We start from the raw sequence: 16,524 nt of genomic DNA on the forward strand, positions 1-16,524 counted from the left end.
TATCGATGAACATCGATGGACGCAACATCGACTGTCGTCGATAATGGAGGGATGAGTGTCCTCTCCACCGCGACCGTTGACCCCCCGGCCCTGTCCACCGCCGACGCAACGACCTACGCCGGCTGGTTCTCCTGCCTGGCCGAGCCCACCCGGGTCCGGCTGCTCCACGCGGTCGCCGCCCGTCCCGGCGGGTGCACCGTGGGGGAGCTCGCGGAGACCCTCGGGGTCGGCCAGCCCACCGTGTCGCACCACGTCCGTAAGCTCGCCGATGTGGGGTTCCTCGTTGTGGCCAAGGACGGAACGGCCACCCGGGTGACCATGAATCCGGCCTGCTGTAGCGGCCTGCCGCACGCCGCGGACGCGGTCATGGGGCTGCTGGACGCCCGCCCGTGCTGCCCCACCGACCTACCGCCCGACGTGCGTGTGCGGGCGATGTCCGACGCCGACCTGGTGGCGGTCCGCGATATCTACGCCCAGGGCATCGATTCCGGAAACGCCACCTTCGAGACCGAGGTTCCGGACACCGAGGCACTTCAGTCCAAGTGGCTGCCGGAGCATCGCTGGGTGGCCGAGCTGGATGGTGCGGTCGTCGGCTGGGCCGCCGCCAGCCCCACGTCCACGCGTGCGGTGTACGCGGGCGTGGCCGAGACCTCCGTCTACGTGGCCGAGTCCGCGCGAGGGCGGGGAGTGGGCCGTTCCCTGATCTACACCCAGGTCACCGAAGCCGACAACGGCGGCCTGTGGACACTACAAACCACGATCTTCCCGGAGAACAAGGCCAGCCTCGCACTCCACCACTCGGCCGGATTCCGTACGGTCGGGATCCGGGAGCGCATCGCCCGGCACCACGGCACCTGGCGCGACACTGTGCTACTGGAACGCCGCCGGGCTCAGGACTGAAGAACGGCGGCGTCGCGTGGCGGCCCCGGCTGCACGCCACAGTCCCCTGCCCACAGCGGACCTGGCCACCGCCCTCCTGGGGCGGATCCTCCACCTTTTCGAGGGCCGCAGTACACTCCTCGGCCAGAATGCGGCGTCCCCTCTTTTCCGGGAGGACGTATCGGATTACTCTACTGCGATGAGTATCCCCCAGAATTCCGCGCAGACGCACAATCCCCAACGGCCACCGGCCGGTGTGTGGCTGGCCGCTGCCTCCCTGGTGTTTGCCGCACTCGTGGTGGCGGGGCTCGCCTCCCCCCTGTCGTCCAGCCTCGACGGACTCACCCGGTACGGGAGTGAACCCCCGGGGATCACCAACTACATACCGGCGCTGTGGTACGGGTCGGCTGGCCTCCACCTGCTCTCGGCGCTACTGGTCGTACTGCGACCCGCCCGGACACAGGTGCTGGTCGCCGTGCTGTCCATTCCCGGAATCCTCTGTTCCGGATATTCAGTGGCGACCGGTTTCAAACATTCCAGTCTCATCGGGTTTCCCGCGCCCACATTCATCTACCTGGGATTTTTCGGGGTGCTGTTCGTGGTTCTGGCTGGGATAAACCTCGGCAAGAGCAACGTGCGCGCCTGGCTCGCCCCGGGGAGTGGCGGCGAGAGCGAATCCGGAACCTGATGGCCCCGCAGGCACAGACGCCCCCGGTCCCGCAGCGGCGGTGGTGGCCGCACCCCCACGAGTTCGGGGGCTGCGGGTAGTGCCCGCCACACGCATCGGCGCATAGCTTGCCGCCATGCGATCTATCCTGCGACAACTCAGCGCCGACTCCCGCTATGTGCTGGTCGGTTTTCCCACGTCCGTCCTGGCGTTCGTTCTCCTCGTTGCGGGAGGTGCACTGGGGCTGGGCACGGCCCTGCTCGGGGTGGGGTTGCCGATCCTCGCGGCGACACTACGGGTGGCCCGCGGATTCGCGGCCACCGAACGGGCTCTCGCACCCATCGTCCTGGGACACACCCTGGGAACGCCTCGGCACCGAAGCGCGGCGGCGTCGGACCGTGGGTTTCGGAGTGTGATCACACCACTAACCTGCCCACAAAGCTGGATGGACGTCGCGCACGGCATCCTGCGGTTTCCCCTCGCGGTCGTCACCTTCGTGCTGGTCGTGGTGTGGTGGGCGGTTGCCCTCGCTGGGGTCACCTACCCCGCCTATGCGTGGATCGTGCACGGTATTCCCGGAAACCACGGGCTGGTGGAGCTGCTCGGCTACGGTGACAGCCTGGGACTCGCCGTACTCGCGCACACGGGAATAGGGATCCTGTTCGCGGCAACCCTGCCGATCGTGGTTCGTGGAGCTGCCCTGGTCCAGGCAAGCCTGGCTCAGGGATTCCTGGCCCCACTCCCCCCACTGGCCCCGGAGGGCACCCCGAACCCCGAACCCGCGCCCCAGGGGCCGGGAACGACCCTCACATGAGGGGCGCGGAGGGGCGTCCACTCTGCGCACGCAACTGCTCGGCAAAGGCTTCGGCCTGCGTGAGCTGCTCGCGGAGCGAGGCGCAGCGGCTGGCGATAGCCTCCTCGAACTCGGAGAGCTGCTGCAACAGCCGCGTGCGGTGGTCGTGTTCCCCGTCCCCCACGGGCAGCCGATCCAGTTGATCCAGGATATTCAGTAGCCGGCGGGTGTCCTCCAGACTGAACTCCAGGGGACGCATCCGTGTGATCAACAGCAGCCGCTGCACATCGGATTCGCAGTACAACCGGAATCCGCCTGGAGAACGGGCCGACGGCGTGACCAGCCCCATCTCGTCGTAGTACCGGATGGTGCGCAGCGACAGACCGGTTCGTTCTGCGACAGTGCCGATTTGCATGTGCTCCGTGGCCATCACCGCACCTCCTCGGAGCCTGCCACCCTATCGTCCAGGCCCGGCCCCACGGCTGCTGTCGGCGCCGTAGGACCGGGCAGGCCGCTCGGAACAGTCACCCGCTCGTGGGCGCGGTACTGCGGCAGGCTGAGTCCGGGCTGGGCCGTGCCGACGGACGACGGCCTCAGGGATGGATGACGTGCAGCCGGTCCGGGAGTGCGACACACCGTGTGCTTCGGGTGATATCGGCAACCGGCCGTCCGTCGCGCAACACGGTGAAGCTGTGCTGCGCGGGATCCACCGTCAGCACGGAGCCCGAGAACGCCGAGTTCTCGTCATCGGCCACCGCACAGACCAGCTGACCCGACGTCGGGCCGTCGCCCAGCCGGACACGCAGGTGTCGGGTGTCGCTCACCGGGAGCTCCTGGCCGTCCAGGCTCACGTGGAGCTGTCCCGCCTCGGGTGTGCTGGGGTAGATCTCGAAGTCACTGAGCGCGACGTCAATGATCTCCTCATTCTCGCGCAGTCCGAGCACGGTTGCCGGTGGGGTGGTCTCGGTGGGGCGCTGGAGCAGCGGAAGCCCCAGCAGGGCCGCCAGACGCTGCGCCTTGACCGTGGGCCAGCCACCCGAGTCCACCAACAGGCACAGATCCTGGTAGTCGGGCTGGCTGAGCTGCTCCCGCAGCCGGGGAGTGGACAGCGGTGCGATATCGATCGGGCTTCGCTCGTCGGTCAACAGCCGTGCTCGCAGCTGAACGCTGCGTTCCCGGCTTGCCTGGTCGAATCCACGGAGCACCCCGATGGTGCCCGAGTTGACCCACGGTGCGGCGGCGTCGGCGAGTGCGACGATGCCGTCCGGGACCTCCTGCTGGGTGTTAGCGATCACGAGGTACCTCCGGAAGGTGCTGCCAAAGGCTACGCAGGTTCGAGTATGGAGCGTCCGGGAGCTGGCCGAGAGTGGCCAGTACGGCGGGCGACGCGCCCTGCAACTCGGCCGCGCTGACCATCTGCCCGGGGCGCAGAGGCCCCGAGCTGAACGCGCCCTCCAAAGTGTCGGCGATCTCCCGCCGGGTCACGCTCATGTGTTACCTCAGGTCTCGGTTGTGGCGGCGACCGGTCGGACCCGACTGGGTCCGACCGGGCCGTCCAGATGGCGCGGTGTCCGCAATCCCTGCTGGTCGACGCATGGTGTCGGCCGCGGCGGGGATACCACGGTGTGGATGTGACGGTGGGGTCGGGCGCAGCCCAGAGCCTGGCCCGCCCCCACCGTGACAAGCGGAAGGCCAGAAGCACACGGCGATTACGGCTGACCTTGTCGGGAGCGACTCTACCCTCTCGTTGGGGAAGGGTTACTGGAGGGGCACACGTTCGCTGTTCACGCGAACGCATCACGAATCCGCTGCACACGGCGGTGTGGCGGCCTGGTGGTCCAGGAGTGCGGCATGGCAGCGCGACGGGTATCCCCGAACACGGAGCAGCGTGACATGTATCTCAGTCACTGACGGGGGCTGTGCCGTGTCGATACCCGCCGTGCCGGCCCGGGACAGCCGCACCCGGCGCGCCGCCGCAATGGACCGGCGGCCCCGAGCCGACCAGCCAGCGGAGCATCGGCCGTGCCCGGTGGTGCTGGCACTGCTGCTGGCCCGGCGGCGACCAGTACCGGGGCGCGGAGTGCGGTCTCCTACCGGGTGGGTGCTGCTCCCCAGGACTCCCCGCGTTGGCGCGGAGTTGCTACTCTCAACAGTGCGACAGGTTCTCCCGGGAGTCAGCACACGGTGGCGACCGGGGGAGGCAACAGGGAATCCGGTGAGAATCCGGGACTGCCCCGCAGCGGTTAGTGGGAACGAACGCCGTCACCGCGGTGATCGCGGTAAAGCACTGGACGCCACGTCCGGGAAGCGACGGCCAGTAGGCCGAGTGTCGAGAGCTCACGCGCCCACGAGTCCGAAGACCTGCCTGTGGTAGCGCCCACCGCCCGGTGGGCGCTTGCGTCCGAGCCTCGCGGGTGGGCAGGGAGCGAGAGACAGAGCGACCCGGGTGCCCCGGTCCTCCTCGCCGATGCTGCGCGCGTGCCTCGGACGCCGCAGACGAGCTCGCGAGGAGAGAGCAAGTGACTGATCGTAACCCCGTTGGCGCCACCATTCTTGGCTATCCCCGGATCGGACCCGATCGGGAGCTCAAGCGTGCGGTGGAAAGCTACTGGGCCGGAACCAGCACCGCCGCCGACCTGGAGGAAACCGCCCGGACACTGCGGGTGAACACCTGGGACGAGCTCAAGGCGGCCGGGCTGGACTCGATTCCCTCCAACACCTTCTCCTATTACGACCAGGTTCTGGACACCGCAGCCCTGGTCGGTGCCCTACCTCCGCGCCACACCGAGCTGGGGCTCTCCCCCCTGGACACCTACTTCGCCGCGGCTCGCGGCACCCAACAGGCCCCCGCCCTGGAAATGACCAAGTGGTTCGACACGAACTACCACTACCTGGTTCCGGAGCTGGGCCCGGATACCGGGTTCGCACTGGCGGGCAGCAAGCCCATCGACGAGTACGTTGAGGCCCGCAAACTGGGCCTGGAGACCCGGCCGGTACTGCTGGGGCCGGTCACCTTCCTGCTGCTGGCCAAGGCACACGCCGACGCGCCGGAGGACTTCCAGCCGTTGTCCCTCCTGGAACGACTGCTTCCGGTGTACGAGGAGCTGTTGGCCGCCCTGCACTCCGCCGGGGCGGAGTGGGTCCAGTTGGACGAACCGGCGTTCGTGGCCGACCGTTCCGCCGCGGAGCTGGCCGCGCTGGACCAGGCCTACACCCGGCTGGGTGGGCGTCCAGACCGTCCGAGCATCCTGGTGGCCAGTTACTTCGGTTCCCTCGGGGAGGCGCTGGGGACCCTCGCCCGCGTACCGGTGGAGGGTTTGGCTCTCGACCTGGTCACCGACCCCACCGCCGGAGATGCGGCCGCCGCACAGACGGCCCTGCGGGACAAGGAGGTCGTGGCCGGGGTTGTGGACGGGCGCAACATCTGGCGAACCGACGTCGACACGGCGATGACCAAGGCCGCCACCCTGCTGGGCAGCGTCGGGCGTTTGGGGGTGTCCACTTCCTGTTCCCTGCTCCACGTTCCCTACGACGTGGACCGAGAGACCGCAATGCCCGAACGGCTGCGCAGCTGGCTGGCCTTCGCGCGGCAGAAGGTCGCCGAGGTGGTGCTGCTCGGTCGGGCCCTGCGCCACGGGCAGGACGCTGCGTCCGTGGTGGACGAGTTGGCGCGGGCCCGCGCGGCCGTGGCGGATCGGGGCAGCGCCAGTGACCTGCGTGAGCCCCGGGTTCGGGCGCGACTGGACTCCCTGCGGCCCGAGCACGCCCAGCGGGGCGACTACGCCAAACGCGCCGGGGAGCAGCAGTCCTCGTTGGGCCTGCCCGCGCTGCCCACCACAACGATCGGGTCTTTCCCCCAGACCGACGAACTGCGCCGGGCACGAGCCCAGCACCGGGCCGGCCAGCTCGACACCGAGCAGTACCACGCCGCGATGCGCAGCGAGATCGAACGCGTGATCCGGTTGCAGGAAGACATCGGGTTGGATGTGCTGGTGCACGGGGAGCCCGAGCGCAACGACATGGTGCAGTACTTCGCCGAGCAGCTGCGCGGATTCGCCGCGACCGAACACGGCTGGGTCCAGTCCTACGGATCCCGGTGTGTGCGGCCGCCGGTGCTCTTCGGAGACGTGTCCCGCCCGGAACCGATGACGGTGGAGTGGGCCACGTTCGCCCAGTCCCTGACCGACCGCCCCGTCAAGGGCATGCTGACCGGGCCGGTCACGATTCTGGCCTGGTCCTTCGTCCGCGATGACCAGCCGCTGGCCGACACCGCGCGGCAGGTGGCCCTGGCAATTCGAGACGAGGTGCATGACCTGGAGTCGGCCGGGATCCGTGCGATCCAGGTGGACGAGCCGGCTCTGCGGGAGCTGCTACCCCTGCGCCAGTCCGCGCACAAGGAGTACCTCTCCTGGTCCGTGGAGTCGTTCCGGCTCGCGACGTCGGGCATCTCCGATTCCACACAAATCCACACCCATCTCTGCTACTCCGAGTTCGGGGAGATCCTGCCCGGCATCGCGGCGCTGGACGCCGACGTGACCAGTATCGAGGCGGCACGATCCCGGATGGAGGTGCTTTCCGACCTCAACGCGGCGGGATTCGCCCGCGGGGTGGGCCCAGGTGTCTACGACATCCACTCACCACGGGTTCCCGACGTTGACGAGATCAGCAACCTCCTGCGCACCGCGGTGGCCGCGGTTCCCGCCGAGCGTGTGTGGGTGAACCCGGACTGTGGCCTGAAGACACGCGGCTACGCCGAGGTCGAACCGGCCCTGCGCAACCTCGTGTCCGCCGCGCGGCAGGTACGCGCGGAACAACGGTAGGGGCGGCGGCACCGGGGCGTCGGGCCGGCGGTCTCTGCCCAGAGGTCAGCGGCGGGTAGGGACCGGGACCTCCATGTCGTTCGATCCGACGACAGAACCCGCCGGGACGTGGGTTCAGCAGGAGGAGCGCGGTGTCCGCAGCGCGTGCGCCCCGACGCCCCGCCGCCCCTTCCCAGGGCCCCGGGGTGGCTGTCCGGTTCCGTGGTTCACGGCGGTGACGGTGGGGGTGGGTCGAACCTCGCCTTGGCGCCCACCTCGATTCCCCGAACGGGAAGGGAAAATCCACCGCTACGGGGAACACTGTCACCGAACCCCGGGACTGGGCCCCTGCGGCCGAGGACGGCGAGTCCTGGGGCCTGCCCGTCCCGGCGCCATGGTTTCCCCCTTGCGTGGCGCCGGGACGGTGCCCGGCACGTGGTGGCTGCACGCCGCGATCGTCGTCCGCATCACGGTGCGGCGTGGGGTGGCACCGGTCAGGCGGCGGGTGGCCCTGCACTCGGGGGTGGGTAGCCTCCCTGGCCCGGCGATGGCCCGGCTGCCGATCCGTAGTACTGCTGGAGTAGCTGGCGGTGATGCTTGCGGCGCCGTGCTGCGGTGACGATGACCGTGGTGCCGCCAACGGCGATAAGTGCGGTGAACAGAATCAGGGAAACCCCCAGCACCATGCCGACGGATCGTGTTGCCGCCGAGTCACTGTCTGCGTAGGCGATGGCGTAGGTGACCGCGTCGTCACTGCTGCACGAGATGGTGTGGGTTCCGGCCTGATCCAGCTGGACGATCGCCGCGCGCTCCCAGTACGTCCCGTGAACGTCGACCTCGTGTGTGTAGGAGCTTTCGGTGAGGCCCGGCGGGTCGCCAGGGCCGGTAACCGTACAGTCACCGGCCTCGTAGGGATTCGCGGCTGGGGTGTCCACGTAGAGGACCCAGGCCTGATCCGGATCGGTTGGAGCCGGGGCCTCGAACTCGACCTCGTCCCCGGCGGTGAACTGGGAGTTGAACTCGGGAGACGACATCGCCTGGAGGAGCCCCGCTCCACACCCCCCGACCGCGAGCACGAACGCGAACACGATGATCCCACTCCCGGCCCAGTACCAACGGCGCCCGGGCCGCAGATATCGGGGATCGATGCCGTAGGGGGGCATGTCGGTTACACCTCCAGTGCCGTTGCGCGATTGTCTAGCTTAGGCCCTGCTCTGTAGGTCGTGACTCCGCTCCAGTCCCGCCCCACCGGCTCCCATCGGCCTGGTGTGGCCCTCATGGCTGGGGAGAGGCCCCGGTACGTCAGCGCACCCCTGGGGCCAGGCATCCCCGCTTCGGAAGCTGTGGCCGGGGCAGGGGCCACGCAGCGTCGGCGGATCCGTGTAGTGGCCCGGCCGCCGGTGGTCCGCACACAGGCTGGTCCCGCTGCGCACCTCGTGCCAGAGCCCAGCCGGGAGCGGAGCGCCACCCCCGGGCACCCGAGTTTGGTCATGGCTGGTTCCCATCTGACCTGCACAAGCCAGGGGGAGGCCGGATCGCCACGAGCCAGCGAAAATTCATCCTATTATTCTACCTTTATCTGTACCGGCCCCGCTTGTCCACTTCGAGCGGGTCTTCGATACAGTCATCAAAAATGTCGTTTAATGGAGCTAGGATCACTTGATGGTCGGACCCGACGACCTTGGCTCGCGCAAAGTTCGAGTCGAACTGCAAACGCGCGACCCACGTTGGAAATCTCCGCCAATGAAAATCGCCGCTAATGAATGTATTCATTGCAACTCGTGTGTACGGGCGTGTCCGAGTGTGTTCGACGCAATTGTGAACGTCTCGCACGATGTCATTATCGTGCCCGAGTTGTGTTCCGGCTGCCCCAAGTGTGTTGCCGCATGCCCGGTCGACTGCATCTACCCCGACCCTGACTGGGAGCCCACCACCGACGTCTCCATCTGGGATGAGGTACGGCGTGGCTAGGGAGAATCCGCGCCAGCGCATACCGAGACAAAAGAAGCTCAGCAGTCGCCCCAGCCGGGAGTCTCTCGAGGCGGGTACGTCCACACCCCCGGAGCATGAGACTCCGTGGCCGCTGGAAGAGGTGGCTGACCTACTTCGAGCTCGGCTTCACGAGGAGGACTCCGCAACCGGGCTGTGGGCGCTGTTGACGGTGGACGGACGCGTCCATGCAAACCTGGCCCACGACCAACTCACCCGCACGGAGCGAATCGCCTTCGAACTCCAGTCCCGGGAACACAACACCGGACGTGTCGTGTTTCGGGGGCGCTATGGCTATACCCACGGGGGCAAGCCCTACATCGACGTTCCAGGCGCCCCGCCAACGGAACGCATCGTCGCGGTCCACGACCCGGTCGGAACCCTCTCCTGGGATGCGGAGCTCGTTCAGGAGTACTTGGCACGCGCCGCCGAGGCACAGACCGCAGACACGGAGGAGGCAGCTGTTGCGTATCGGGAACTGGCACAGTGGGCTCCGGAAACCCGCGCGCAGGCCCTGGCGGACCTCCGGGACGCTCTGTGGCGCGGTGCCCCCATCTCGACCTTTCATGGTCAGGTGAACTACACGAACCTTCGGTCCCCGCGGACACTCACCGGCCAGTCACACAAACCGATCAACCACAACTGCCTCCTGCACGGACTGGAAGAGGTACCGCTTGAGGAGTGGCCCGAGGCCGCCCAGCTGTTCGTGACACGTGGAGCGTGGCTCATCGACACGTTCGGGATCAACGGCCTCGAGTACCTGAACGGCCTCCAACTCGGTGTCGGCGGTGGGGCCGTGGATGCACCGCCCGGTTCGGCCACGGTGCACGCTCCGCGATTCCGCATGGTTGATGGCGTGTTGCGGAACAAGCGCCATCAGACTTTGCAGGCCTGGGGGCCGTCGAGATCCCTGCTCGAGCATGTCCGGTCGTCGGAGTACCTCGGTTATCCCGCGGATCCGGAAACCCTGACGGGCGTTATCGAGTCGCGGATGGACCGTGCAGCGAGCAACGGCGCAGCGAGCGACACCTACGCGGACGTCCTCGAAGAGCTCCTGACGGTGTTGCGGCATGCCACGGACTCCGAGATGGCGATGAGCCGCGGGTATCGTACACCGCAGGACCTCATCAGGAGTGTGCAGGACTCCGATCGTTCCCGACTGGTGAATTCGGGGTTGGATGACCAATACTGCTGTGTCGTCGCCGAGAAGCACGAAGCCGGTCAGGCTGACCGGTTGTGGGCGATATCCTCACGAATGCGCTACAACACATGGCATTTCCGCCCCTGGAGCGACAATGCCGAGGACGTCGACGGTGTGGCCGAGGTCTACGCTCCACCGGGAACTCCGGATATCACCACGCATGCAGACTTCCATCATCCCGGTCACATCAACTACTCGGTGAAGCACTCCATTCGTGCTCCAGAAGAGATACACGTCGGTTCGGAGAGGTTCGTGGGGATCATCGATGTGCGGCTGTCCCGTGCGGTCGACCGCAGATACCACGAACAGGACCTGGCGGATTCCGTCTTTGTGGCGAGTCTGATCAAGCTCGCCTACGAAAGACTTGTGGCAGCGGCGCGCGAATCAGGGACCGGGACCCAGATACGAGGATTCGATATCGACTGGTACCGGCGTACCTACCTCCCACAGCCCACGGAAATGACCGCACTCCATGCTGGACGTTAGGCGAGGTGTCCCAGGGCCGACACTGGGCAACTACCTCCTGTCGCACCTGGGCTTCTTCACTGTTGCTCCCGTCCTGGCCATCGTCCTGACGGACATCCTCACCCCACTCATGGTGGGCTGCACCCTGATGCTGTTCAACCTGGCGATGCGCTCCGGAAGCCTGTTCCTGACGCCAGTGATCAGCCGGCTGCCCTTTCGGGTCAGCACGGGTTTCGGGCTCGTGCTCGCCGGATGTGCGTTCGTTCTTGCCCCACACCTCGCCGGTTGGGCCCTCGTCGCCACGCTGACGGCGGCAGGTCTTGGGGTGAGTATCAACGGCTCCGCCATCAAGCTGTTTGTCGCTACACACATCCCGGAGAACGAACGTCGCCAGAAAATGTTCTCTGGAATTCAAATCGCGGTCAACTGCGCCGCAGCGATCGGCCCCTTTGTCGGAAACCTGCTTCTCGACCGGGGGGCTGAGGCAGTTTTTCTGGTGACCGGTCTCGCATACTTCGTTGCAGCCCTGAGCTCCATTCTCATTCTTCCCGCCCGTGGAGAATCGGCGGAGCCAGCCCGTTCCCCCCTACGGTGGCACGTCATCCGGGAGGGGCTCTCCCGTCCGTACGCCAAGCGGGCAGTGCTTCTGGCAACCCTGGGGGCGGCTCTTTACGCACAACTCTTCTCGAGTTTTCCGGTCATCGCGGCCATGGCGACCGAGGACCCGCTGCTGCGGGGGGGACTGTTCTTTCTGAACGCCGCGATCGTCGTGGTGTTGCAGATTCCCGTGACCAAGGGATCCCTGGCACTGATCACCCGTGGGTGGTCCCCGATGAGGGTAATGGCCCTGGGTGTGCTCGTCCTCGCGTCGTCTCTGCTCGTCCTGGGGATCAGCCCCACCGCGGTCCTGGTCCTCTACCTGGTGGTCTTCGTATTCTCGCTCGGCGAGGCCATATACATACCGTCAGTAGACACCGCGTTTCTGGACCTCAGTACCGAGGTCAGTCCCCTCGAGTTGATCAACCTACGGCAGATATCGAACGGAGTGGGCGAATCCCTGGGCTCGTTCATCGGAGCTTCGGCCGCTGCGGCATTCATAGCCCAGTCGCCGCATCTGCTCATGGTGGCGGCTGTGGTTGCGGCCATATTTCCGCTCGTTCTAGTAACGGGGATCCGTACGACCAGTGAGAAGCGAGTTGCATGATGCACATCCTGCTTGTGGGATTCAACAGTGGCGTTCTTCAGGCGCTGCATGACATTGAGCAGCCACCTCGAGTCACCGTGGTCGAGGAGAAAGACCTCTGGAACAACAAGAATCTTGACGCCAAACGAAAAAAGTTCGGCAACATTGATGACGTGGTCATTGCCGAGTATCAGAAACGTGCGGACGTCACGATTGACCCGAACTCCGTGCGGGGCGTCGATGCGGTGCTGCCCGGGCTGGAATACGCGGTGCCCACGGCAGCCGGGATCGCGGACCAGCTGGGGCTTCCCGGGGCTGGAGTCACGGCGGCACGCACGCTGTGCAATAAGCTCCGGCTGCGCGAGGCCACAGAGCGCCAGGGCATGCTCGCACCGGAGTATCGGCGGATCAACTCCGCGCAGGAGTTGCAGGAGTTCCTCGCCAATGGCCCCTGCGTCCTGAAGCCCGCCGAGCGCCAGGCCAGCCTTGGCGTCGTGAAATTGACCCCGGGCGACGACCCGCAGACCGCGTGGACGGAATCGGTGCACGCCGACGAAGGCGTACAGCTCGCCAATCGCGAATTCGACTGGTCGTATATGGTCGAACGGGAGCTTCCCGGGGAGGAGTTCTCCACCGAAGCACTCGTGCAGGACGGACGAGTCGTCTTCGTCAACGTGACCTACAAGACCATCGCAGGTGGCCGGTACCCCGTCGAAATGGGCCACGCAATCTCATCCCTCCCGCCGAGCGCGGTGTGGCGGGATCGCGTGCAGCAGCTCGCCGACGCGGTGTCCTTCCAATCGGGGATCATGCACGCCGAGTGGATCGGCGATGTGGAGCGGGCGGTCCTGGTCGAGTGCGCCGGTCGCCCTCCCGGGGACAAGATTATGGATCTCATCGGCCTCGCCTGGGGCTTTGATCCCACGGAGGCCTGGATGCGCATCCTGGCCGGTGATACCGTCGAGCTTCCCGCCGCACCGAACCGCTCTGCGGCCATCAGCTACATATCGTCCGATCCCGGACAGATCGAGCTGATCGATGGTGTGGACGAGGTCGCGGCGATCCCGGGCGTGGTGTCTGTGGAGATGACGAAATCCCCTGGGGACGAGGTCGCGGCGCTCCGCAGTTCGTGGGAGCGTGCCGGACACGTCATCGGCGTTGGCACGGACACAACCTCCGCCTCGGAGACAGCAGCTCGAGCTGCGCATGGAATCACAATCTCGACGAAGGAGTCAGCGTGAGCCTGGACGCACCAGGACACCCCGCCGTGGTGTTTGTCAACACTCGACGCACCGTCACCGAATACGCCCCCGCCTTCCAGGCAGCACGGTCGTTGGGGTATGACGTGATCCTTGTGACGGACTCCGTGCCCGAGGACGAGAAGCGGGAACTCGCGACGCGTGTGGTGGTCGTCGACACGACGAACACCAGCGAGGTACTCGACCAGCTGGACACACATGCTGGCGACTTCACCATTCACGGAGTCGTTCCGTGGGCTGACCGCGATATGCTCAGCGCGGCCAACCTGGTGCGAGAACTCGGGCTCCCGGGGCTCGGCCCTGATGAGGCCTGGAACGTCCGGAACAAGTGGGCGATGCGACGGGCCTTGACGCAGCTACCCCAGTACCTTCCAGCTTTCCGGGTGGTGCACGACCGGGACGGGATGGATCGTGCACTCGAGTCGGTTGGATACCCGGGAATCCTCAAGCCCACGTCGGGCTCCGGAAGCAAGGGGATCTTCAGGGTCACCGGGCCCGAGGAGGCGTGGGCGGCCTGGACAGCCCTGACCACGATGACGAGTTCGGGCGACGCATCCTTCCGGGATGCACCTGGGGAGTTGATCTACGAGGAGTTCGTGGAGGGGCCGGAGTTCAGTGCTGAAGGCGTTGTCTCGGGCACAGACGTCCACGTGGCCGGATTCACCAGCAAGTCCTCGACGCCAGACTACTATCTGGAGTACGGCCACGCCTTTCCCGCACAGCTCACGGAGGCGGATACGGAATCTGCGCAGCAGATGGTCCGCGAGGTCCTGGCCGAGCTGGGACTCCATGACTGCGCATTCCATTTGGAATTCAAACTCACGGATCAGGGCCCCAAACTGATCGAGGTGGCGGGACGAATCGGTGGAGACTTCATCTCGTCCCATCTCGTCCCCCTGTCGCTGAATCGCCCCTTCTACGCGGATGTGATCCGAGTAGCTACCGGACAGCAGGTGGCACCTTTCGGAGCGCCGGAAGCCTACGCTGAGGTCCGCAAAATCCTCTCGCGGCAGGAGGGGCGCTTCAGCCATATTGAGGGCTGGGAGAGCATGCTCGACGGAAAGTGGGTTGCCGACGCCGTCATCGAGCGAAAGGTGGGGGCCGAGATCACACTGCCGCCGGCCGACTTCATGAGCTCGGTCGTTGCCGCCTTCATCGTCAAGGCACCCCTGGGTGATGCGCAGACCGCGCGGGACTGGGTCGAGGAAACCGAGCGAAACGTGCGGGTGGTCTGTGCGTAGTAGACCGTTCACCGGGGATGACCGGCCGCTTGTGGTCCTCGGATGTGTCTCCGAGGCCGAACACGGTCGTCACCAGCTGGATGAGATCGTTGCGGCCGCCGCCCGTCTGGGGGTGACTCCCGTCGGGGTGGATTCAGCACCGGCACTGCGAAGCGCTACGCGGCCACTGCCCCTGAGAACAGTGCCTGCGCCGGTGGATTCCATCTCCGGATGCGCATCCGCGATCGCAGAACTGCGCCCTGGCGCGGTTGTGGCCTACCGTGAAGACTACGTCCGGTTGGCAAGCAGCGTCAGCGAAACGCTGGGGACTCCGGGGAATTCTCCGGAAAGCGTCACACTTTTGAACCGGAAAGATGAGTTCCGAGACCTTCTGCGCGGCGCGGGGTTCCGTCAGCCGGCATCACACCTTGTGCGGAGTCACTCGGACCTCACCCGCTTCCTCGACGCAACGGACCGCCAATGCTGGATTCTCAAACCACGTGCGGCGTCGGGGAGTAGCGGTATCCATCTGGCGTGCTCCCCGCACGAGGCCAGGGCGGCCGCCGATGCGCTGGGCGAGGAATTCGTCATCGAAGACTTCGTTGGCGGTTCCGAATACTCTGCTGAAGGTGTGGTCGTCGACGGCGTGCCCCAAGTATGGGCGTTGACAGAAAAGACAGTCAATTCCAAATTCGTGGAAACCGGGCATCGGATGCCGGCGGCGGTGTCCCCCACAACAAGCCGGCTGGCGCGTACGGCCGTGTCCGAGTCGCTGTCCCGTGCGGGGGTGCGGTTCGGTCCCTTTCACTCCGAGTTCTGGATCGACGGTGACGAGGTGGTTCTGGGCGAGGCGCATGCGCGCCCGGGCGGTGACTTCCTGCACCTACTATTGACCAGCGTCACCGGGGGCGCGAGCCTGTTCGATACCTGGTTCACCGACCTACTGGGCATGGGTGTCGGTGATCCCCCTCCCGGCACGAGTGGTTCCGCGGCCATCGAGTACCCGGACAGTGCCCGGTCTGCGGACATTGATGCGGACATGGTGCGCGCGCTGCGGGACCTTCCCGGCCACCTGCATTCCGGGATCTCGGCCACAGCGGAGAAGGGCGCTCCGGGGGAGGTGGCCGAAACGTCACACCAGCGCCGGTTGCATCTCGCGTTCGAAGCTGCTGACGCGGCAGGGGTGTCCGCACGTCTGGAAGCCGCACGCACTGTGCTCGGACTTGCGGGTACGTCCGCATGTGCGGATCCGGGCGAACGCCCCGGGTGACGATCCGGAAGAGTTGGTCCCGCCTGGCCCGGGGCATCGCCACGGCCCCGGTCAGGACCGCCAGGACCGGCCGCAGAATCGCCCGCAGTTCACCAGGACTCGGGTTCCGGCGGCGCAGGGATCCTGCGGATGCCGGATGACCTATTACCAGTGTCTCGGGGATGGCGAGGCTGGGCCGTGGCCGGTGCCCCGAATGTGCCGGTGCTGGTTCAGCTGTCGGCGGTTCTGCCGTCGCAGGAGCCCGGTGATGGTGAGGATGGTGCCGCCCAGGACCACGCCCGCACCGAGCCCCCCGGCGGGAAGGAGGAGGGTCAGCACCAGGTTCCGGTTCGCGGCGGAGTCGCTGTGGGTGTGTGCGATCGCGTACTCCAGCCCCTCCGTGTTGGTGCAGGTGATCGTGTGGGTCCCCGGCTCTGCCACATCGATCGTCGCGAGCCGGTGCCAGTGGTTCCCGCCGCTGTGCCCGCTGTGATCGACGAAACTCTGATACACCCCGGACGGGCTCCCCGGGCCCGTCAGCTCGCAGTTGACCTCGTAGGCGTGGTGGATGTCCTCGTTGACGTACAGGACCATGTCCCGGTCGGGGTCCGTCGTTTCGTCCACGTGGAACTCGATTTCCTCGCCGTCGGCGAATTCGGCCTCGAAATCGGGAAGTGCCAGTACCCGCACGAGTCCGATGCCGCAGCCGCCAAGGGCAACAACGACGCCGACGGCGATCACCGCACCCCCGATCCAGTACCACACCCGACGGGGCCGTAGCTGTTCCGAATGGATGTTCTGCCAGGACATGACTGTCGCC

Annotated in this window: 15 protein-coding genes and 1 riboswitch; of the genes, 10 read left to right on the forward strand and 5 right to left on the reverse strand. The window is 66.5% G+C overall.

What is annotated here, in order from left to right:
• Positions 1-51 precede the first annotated feature (51 nt).
• From RIF23_RS14940 to RIF23_RS14950, 3 genes are all read left to right on the forward strand, one after another.
• Positions 52-900 carry a helix-turn-helix domain-containing GNAT family N-acetyltransferase gene (locus RIF23_RS14940; protein ID WP_310913141.1) on the forward strand — a complete coding sequence of 283 codons (849 nt, stop codon included), beginning with the start codon at positions 52-54 and terminating at the stop codon, positions 898-900.
• Between the two features lie 178 nt (positions 901-1,078).
• Complete coding sequence (locus RIF23_RS14945; RefSeq protein WP_310913142.1) at positions 1,079-1,567, forward strand: hypothetical protein; 489 nt, start codon at positions 1,079-1,081, stop codon at positions 1,565-1,567.
• 115 nt (positions 1,568-1,682) lie between these two features.
• A complete protein-coding gene (locus RIF23_RS14950) occupies positions 1,683-2,360 on the forward strand; it encodes a sensor domain-containing protein (protein WP_310913143.1) in 678 nt (225 codons plus the stop codon).
• Here RIF23_RS14950 and RIF23_RS14955 read toward each other — a convergent pair.
• From RIF23_RS14955 to RIF23_RS14965, 3 genes are all read right to left on the reverse strand, one after another.
• Entirely contained in the window at positions 2,353-2,769 is a 417-nt protein-coding gene (locus RIF23_RS14955; protein ID WP_310913144.1) for a MerR family transcriptional regulator, read from the reverse strand. The genes RIF23_RS14950 and RIF23_RS14955 overlap by 8 nt on opposite strands.
• A gap of 163 nt (positions 2,770-2,932) precedes the next feature.
• A complete protein-coding gene (locus tag RIF23_RS14960; RefSeq protein WP_310913145.1) occupies positions 2,933-3,634 on the reverse strand; it encodes a hypothetical protein in 702 nt (233 codons plus the stop codon).
• Complete coding sequence (locus tag RIF23_RS14965; RefSeq protein ID WP_310913146.1) at positions 3,624-3,830, reverse strand: hypothetical protein; 207 nt, start codon at positions 3,828-3,830, stop codon at positions 3,624-3,626. The genes RIF23_RS14960 and RIF23_RS14965 overlap by 11 nt, the downstream gene beginning before the upstream one ends.
• A 651-nt stretch (positions 3,831-4,481) precedes the next feature.
• Positions 4,482-4,722, forward strand: a riboswitch (cobalamin riboswitch).
• A gap of 136 nt (positions 4,723-4,858) precedes the next feature.
• Here RIF23_RS14965 and metE point away from each other — a divergent pair.
• Positions 4,859-7,159 carry a 5-methyltetrahydropteroyltriglutamate--homocysteine S-methyltransferase gene (gene metE, locus RIF23_RS14970; RefSeq protein ID WP_310913147.1) on the forward strand — a complete coding sequence of 767 codons (2,301 nt, stop codon included), beginning with the start codon at positions 4,859-4,861 and terminating at the stop codon, positions 7,157-7,159.
• Positions 7,160-7,632: 473 nt separating this feature from the next.
• On the opposite strand, the gene RIF23_RS14975 is transcribed toward metE, so the two are convergent.
• Positions 7,633-8,301 (reverse strand): hypothetical protein, encoded by a 669-nt coding sequence (locus tag RIF23_RS14975; RefSeq protein WP_310913148.1) that lies wholly within the window; start codon positions 8,299-8,301, stop codon positions 7,633-7,635.
• Between the two features lie 580 nt (positions 8,302-8,881).
• On the opposite strand from RIF23_RS14975, the gene RIF23_RS20845 reads away from it, so the two are divergent.
• The 6 genes from RIF23_RS20845 (at position 8,882) to RIF23_RS15000 (ending at position 15,725) form a co-directional block, all read left to right on the forward strand.
• Positions 8,882-9,109: a 4Fe-4S dicluster-binding protein gene (locus RIF23_RS20845; RefSeq protein ID WP_407659479.1), complete on the forward strand. Its 228-nt coding sequence runs from the start codon at positions 8,882-8,884 to the stop codon at positions 9,107-9,109.
• A 121-nt stretch (positions 9,110-9,230) separates the two neighbouring features.
• Positions 9,231-10,814 (forward strand): hypothetical protein, encoded by a 1,584-nt coding sequence (locus RIF23_RS14980; protein WP_310913149.1) that lies wholly within the window; start codon positions 9,231-9,233, stop codon positions 10,812-10,814.
• Positions 10,801-11,997, forward strand: coding sequence for an MFS transporter (locus tag RIF23_RS14985; protein ID WP_310913150.1), 1,197 nt, complete (start codon positions 10,801-10,803; stop codon positions 11,995-11,997). Before RIF23_RS14980 ends, RIF23_RS14985 begins: the two co-directional genes overlap by 14 nt.
• Positions 11,994-13,217, forward strand: coding sequence for an ATP-grasp domain-containing protein (locus RIF23_RS14990; RefSeq protein WP_310913151.1), 1,224 nt, complete (start codon positions 11,994-11,996; stop codon positions 13,215-13,217). Before RIF23_RS14985 ends, RIF23_RS14990 begins: the two co-directional genes overlap by 4 nt.
• Positions 13,214-14,476 carry an ATP-grasp domain-containing protein gene (locus RIF23_RS14995; protein ID WP_310913152.1) on the forward strand — a complete coding sequence of 421 codons (1,263 nt, stop codon included), beginning with the start codon at positions 13,214-13,216 and terminating at the stop codon, positions 14,474-14,476. Before RIF23_RS14990 ends, RIF23_RS14995 begins: the two co-directional genes overlap by 4 nt.
• Before the next feature lie 409 nt (positions 14,477-14,885).
• Positions 14,886-15,725: an ATP-grasp domain-containing protein gene (locus tag RIF23_RS15000; RefSeq protein ID WP_310913153.1), complete on the forward strand. Its 840-nt coding sequence runs from the start codon at positions 14,886-14,888 to the stop codon at positions 15,723-15,725.
• 144 nt (positions 15,726-15,869) lie between these two features.
• Here RIF23_RS15000 and RIF23_RS15005 read toward each other — a convergent pair whose 3' ends face one another.
• A complete protein-coding gene (locus RIF23_RS15005) occupies positions 15,870-16,514 on the reverse strand; it encodes a hypothetical protein (RefSeq protein ID WP_310913154.1) in 645 nt (214 codons plus the stop codon).
• Between the last annotated feature and the right edge of the window lie 10 nt (positions 16,515-16,524).

This window comes from Lipingzhangella rawalii (assembly GCF_031628175.1).
In the GTDB taxonomy this organism is placed as follows: Bacteria; Actinomycetota; Actinomycetes; order Streptosporangiales; family Streptosporangiaceae; genus Lipingzhangella_A; species Lipingzhangella_A rawalii.